The sequence below is a fragment of the Burkholderia sp. genome (assembly GCF_018375725.1).
Classification (GTDB): Bacteria; Pseudomonadota; Gammaproteobacteria; order Burkholderiales; family Burkholderiaceae; genus Burkholderia.
This window is the reverse complement of sequence record NZ_JAHACR010000340.1, coordinates 1-4160: the sequence shown is the minus strand read 5'-3', so window position 1 is coordinate 4160 and position 4160 is coordinate 1. Positions and strand designations below refer to the sequence as shown.

The 4160-nt window shown below is 68.6% G+C and carries 5 protein-coding genes; 2 read left to right on the top strand and 3 right to left on the bottom strand.

What is annotated here, in order from left to right; translation table 11 throughout:
- Nucleotides 1-470 (bottom strand): MFS transporter (locus KH616_RS22245; protein WP_292251389.1); only part of this gene is annotated, 470 nt, incomplete at its 3' end.
- Nucleotides 471-711: 241 nt separating this feature from the next.
- Here KH616_RS22245 and KH616_RS22240 point away from each other — a divergent pair.
- Entirely contained in the window at nucleotides 712-2106 is a 1395-nt protein-coding gene (locus KH616_RS22240) for a CoA transferase (protein ID WP_292251386.1), read from the top strand.
- A gap of 3 nt (nucleotides 2107-2109) precedes the next feature.
- Here the strand turns inward: KH616_RS22240 and KH616_RS22235 are convergent, their stop codons facing one another.
- Nucleotides 2110-2856 (bottom strand): GntR family transcriptional regulator, encoded by a 747-nt coding sequence (locus KH616_RS22235; RefSeq protein ID WP_292251383.1) that lies wholly within the window; start codon nucleotides 2854-2856, stop codon nucleotides 2110-2112.
- Nucleotides 2857-3023: 167 nt separating this feature from the next.
- Between KH616_RS22235 and KH616_RS22230 the strand changes: the two genes are divergently transcribed.
- Complete coding sequence (locus KH616_RS22230; RefSeq protein ID WP_292251382.1) at nucleotides 3024-3869, top strand: aldo/keto reductase; 846 nt, start codon at nucleotides 3024-3026, stop codon at nucleotides 3867-3869.
- Between the two features lie 19 nt (nucleotides 3870-3888).
- Here KH616_RS22230 and KH616_RS22225 read toward each other — a convergent pair.
- Nucleotides 3889-4160, bottom strand: a 272-nt coding sequence (locus tag KH616_RS22225) for a hypothetical protein (RefSeq protein WP_292251379.1), incomplete at its 5' end; no start/stop codon positions are given.

The window sequence follows — 4160 nt, the reverse complement described above, 5'->3', positions numbered from 1 at the left end:
CCGATCAGCGGGCCGATCAGGCCCGGCACCGCGACGAACGACAACGCGGGCAGGTAGCGTTCGGCGGGAAACGTGCGCAGCACGGCGAGCCGGCCGACGGGCAGCAGCATCGCGCCGCCGATGCCTTGCACCACGCGAAACGCGACGAGCTGCGCCAGCGTGTGCGCGTTCGCGCACAGCAGCGAGCCGAGCGAAAAGACCAGGATCGCGCTGAAGAACACCCGCCGCGTGCCGAAGGTGTCGGCGAGCCAGCCGGACACGGGAATCATCACTGCCATCGTCAGCGAATACGCGATCACGACCGACTGCATGCGCAGCGGCGATTCGCCGAGGCTGGCCGCCATCGACGGCAGTGCGGTGTTGACGATCGTGGCGTCGAGCGTCTGCATGAAGAAGCCCGTCGCGACGAGCCAGAGCATGACGGTGAGGTTTTTCTCGCCGGGAGCGGCGGGGGGCGGGCGCAGGAACATGGAGATGCGAGGTGGCGGCATGGAATGCAGGGCAACCGACATTGTAGGGAAAGCCGCCGCGCCGCGCAGATCCGACCTCATTGGCGGCTCGCCGGGCCGCGGGCCGCGGGCCGCGCGATGCGCGGCCGGAACACGACGATTCGTGATGCACGGATGCGCGCAATCGTGATTGATCGCGCCGGCGTAGAAATCTAGACTCGATACCGTTTTCCTTTCGTACCGGCATGCACCGGCATCGACCATGACGCCCCATCTCGCTTTGACGCATCTGTGGCAACTCGCCCACGGCGACCCCGGCGCGCTTGCCCGCGTCGAGATCGCAGGACAGGATCCGCTGCTGCCGTCCGTGTTCCACGTCGGCACGCTCGCTGCCGCGACAATCGCGGCAGCCGGGCTCGCCGCGGCCGAATGCCACCGGATCCGTACCGGTGTTGCGCAGCACGTCGACGTGTCGGTCCGCGATGCGCTCGTCGCGTTTCGCAGCGAACGCTATCTGCGCGTCGACGCCGGGCCGCCGCCCGAATTGCGGCATCCGGTGACGGGTTTCTACGCGACACGCGATGGACGCTGGATCCAGCTGCATGCGAATTTTCCGCACCATTTGCGCGGCATTCTCGATGTGCTCGGATGCGGCGGGCGGCCTGCGGATGTCGCGGCGGCGATCCGGACATGGGATGGCGCGACGCTCGACGCGGCGCTCGCCGATGCCGGCCTGTGCGCGGCGCTGATTCGCACGCCGGAAGAATGGGCGGCGCACGAGCAGGCGCGCGCGCTCGCGACGCTGCCGCTGTTCGAGATCGAACGCATCGGCGATGCCCCCGTGCAGCCGATCGGCCATGACGACGCGAGCCGTCCGCTGTCGGGCGTGCGCGTGCTGGATCTGACGCGGATCATCGCAGGGCCGGTCGCGGGCCGCACGCTTGCGTCGCATGGCGCGCAGACGCTGCTGGTCAACGGCCCGCATCTGCCGAACATTGCGCCGCTCGTGATCGACAACGGGCGCGGCAAACGCTCGGCATGGGTCGATCTGCGCGAGGCGTGCGGTGTCGACACGCTGCGGCAACTCGCGCAGGGCGCCGACGTGTTTCTGCAGGCGTACCGGCCGGGTGCGCTCGGATCGCGCGGCTTCTCGCCGGACGCGCTCGCGGCATTGCGGCCGGGCATCGTGTGCGTGTCGATTTCGGCATACGGGCAGGTGGGACCGTGGTCGCAGCGGCGTGGCTTCGACAGTCTTGTGCAGTCGGCGAGCGGGATTGCGTGGTGCGAGCAGCGCGCCGCGCGTGCGGACATGCCGCGTCATCTGCCGTGCCAGGCACTCGATCATGCGACCGGCTATCTCGCGGCGTTCGGCGCGATGATCGCGCTCGCGCGGCGTGCGCGCGAGGGCGGCAGCTGGCATGTGCGGCTGTCGCTCGCACAGACCGGCCGCTGGCTGCAGTCGTTTGGCATCGTGCCGGATGGCGAGCATGCGCGTGACATCGCGCCCGACGATGTGCGCGACCGGATCGACCGGATCGAATCGCCGTTCGGCGCCATCGATGCGGTGCGGCCGGCCGAGCGGCTGTCGGCGACGCCGCCGCATTTCGCGCTGCCGCCCGTGCCGCTCGGCACGGATGCCCCGCGCTGGACCGCCTGAGCGCTACTTGCGCAGCTCGACGACGAAGTCGTAGTAGTCGTTTCGGCAGTAGGTGTCGGTCAGCTCGATCGCACGCTGGTCGGCCGTATAGCCGATCCGCGTGATGAGCAGGAGCGCGTCGTGCGGCGCGATGCCCATTTGCTGAGCGATCTCGTCGCTCGCATTCACCGCGCGGAAATGCTGAAGCGCGCGCACGATCGGCGTGCCGTGCGCTTCGAGATAGCTGTACAGCGAATCGCCGATCGCCAGCGGATCGGGAATCAGCGTCGCGGGGAACGTGGAGTTTTCGACGGCCATCACGATGCCGTCCGCGAGGCGCAGACGTTTCAGGCGTGCAACCGAGGCAGCCGGCGAAAGGCCGAGCTGGATCACTTCATCGCGGTTCGCCGGCTGGATTTCGCGCGTGAGCCACTGTGAGCTCGGCGTGAAACCCCGGCGCTCGAGCATCTCGCTGAAACTCGACAGGCGCGATAGCGGATCTTCATAGCGCGGCTGGATGAAGTTGCCGGCGCCTTGCGTGCGCCGGATCAGCCCTTGCTCGACGAGCAGCGCGATCGCCTTGCGCGCGGTGATGCGCGACACGCCGAGCGCTTCGGACAGCACGCGCTCGGACGGCAGCGCTTCGCCGGCCATCCAGCGGTTGTGATGAATCGCGTCGCCGAGCGTGCGGGCGAGCTGCAGATAGAGCGGCGTATCGTTGTCCGGGTCGGGGCGCAGGTCCTGCCAGCGGTCGTCCGTCGTTGCCTTCATGGAATGGGTATCGATCAGGGTGCGGCCATTCTAAGTCATCATGCGGCGCGCTTATAGCCGGTTTTTGCCCGGCGGCACGTCGCGCCCGCAGCGAATGGCTACACTGTCGCCTCGTATTCCATGCCGCCGCGCGTCGCGCGCGGCGACGTTTTGGCAGCGAGGGGCGCATGACGGAGATGACCGCCACGGTTGTCTTGCCCGACGGCGAGACGATTCCGAAGCTGGGGCAGGGCACGTGGGAGATGGGCGAGCGTCCGTCGCGGCGCGCGGCCGAGATCGCGGCTTTGCGCGAGGGCATTGCGCTCGGCATGACGTTGATCGACACGGCGGAGATGTATGGCGACGGGGCGACCGAAGACCTCGTCGGCGAGGCGCTCGCCGGACTGCGTGACGATGTGTTTCTCGTCAGCAAGGCGTATCCGCATCATGCGAGCCGGCGCGGCGTGATCGCTGCGTGCGAAGCGAGTCTCAGGCGCTTGCGCACCGATCGTCTCGATCTCTATTTGCTGCATTGGCGCGGTTCGGTGCCGCTTGCCGAGACGGTCGAGGGATTCGAGGCGCTACGCCGGGCAGGGAAGATCCGGCACTGGGGCGTGAGCAATTTCGATACGGCCGACATGGAAGCGCTAGTCGACGAAGCGGGCGGCGCGGACTGTGCGACCAACCAGATCCTTTACAACATCGCGCGCCGCGGGGCGGAATTCGATCTGTTGCCGTGGCTCGCCGCGCACCGGATGCCGGTCATGGCGTACAGCCCGGTCGATCACGCGCGTTTGCCAAAGCGTTCGCCGCTCGATGAGATCGCCCAGGCGCGCGGCGTGTCGGTGACGCGTGTCGCGCTTGCATGGGTGCTTGCCCGGCCCGGCGTGTTCGCGATTCCGAAGGCGGCACGGATCGAGCACGTGCGCGACAATTGCGCCGCACTCGATCTCGTGCTGAGCGTCGACGAGCGCGCGCAGCTTGACGCATATTTCCGTCCGCCACGCAGCAAGCGCGCGCTCGAGATGCTCTGACGCCAGACGACGGTCGGTGTCAGCGGCGGTTGCCGTTGTTGCCGCCGTTGCCGTGGCCGCCGCCGTTGCCGTGGCCATTGCCACCGCCGTTACCGACACCGTTGGCGCCGCCGTTGCCAGCGCCGCCACTGCCGTTGCCATTGCCGTTTCCACCGCCGTTGCCGTGACCGCCGTTGCCACCGCTGCCACCGCTGCCACCGTTGCCACCGTTGCCACCGCTGCCACCGTTGCCACCGCTGCCGCCGCTGCCGCCGCTGCCGCCGCTGCCGCCGCTGCCGCCGTTGCCGCCGT

What these genes read in the sequence shown, in the direction of transcription:
- KH616_RS22240 (WP_292251386.1), top strand. Translation starts at nt 712, where the DNA reads ATGACGCCCCATCTCGCTTTGACGCATCTGTGGCAACTCGCCCACGGC.
- KH616_RS22235 (WP_292251383.1), bottom strand. Translation starts at nt 2,856, where the DNA reads ATGAAGGCAACGACGGACGACCGCTGGCAGGACCTGCGCCCCGACCCG.
- KH616_RS22230 (WP_292251382.1), top strand. Translation starts at nt 3,024, where the DNA reads ATGACGGAGATGACCGCCACGGTTGTCTTGCCCGACGGCGAGACGATT.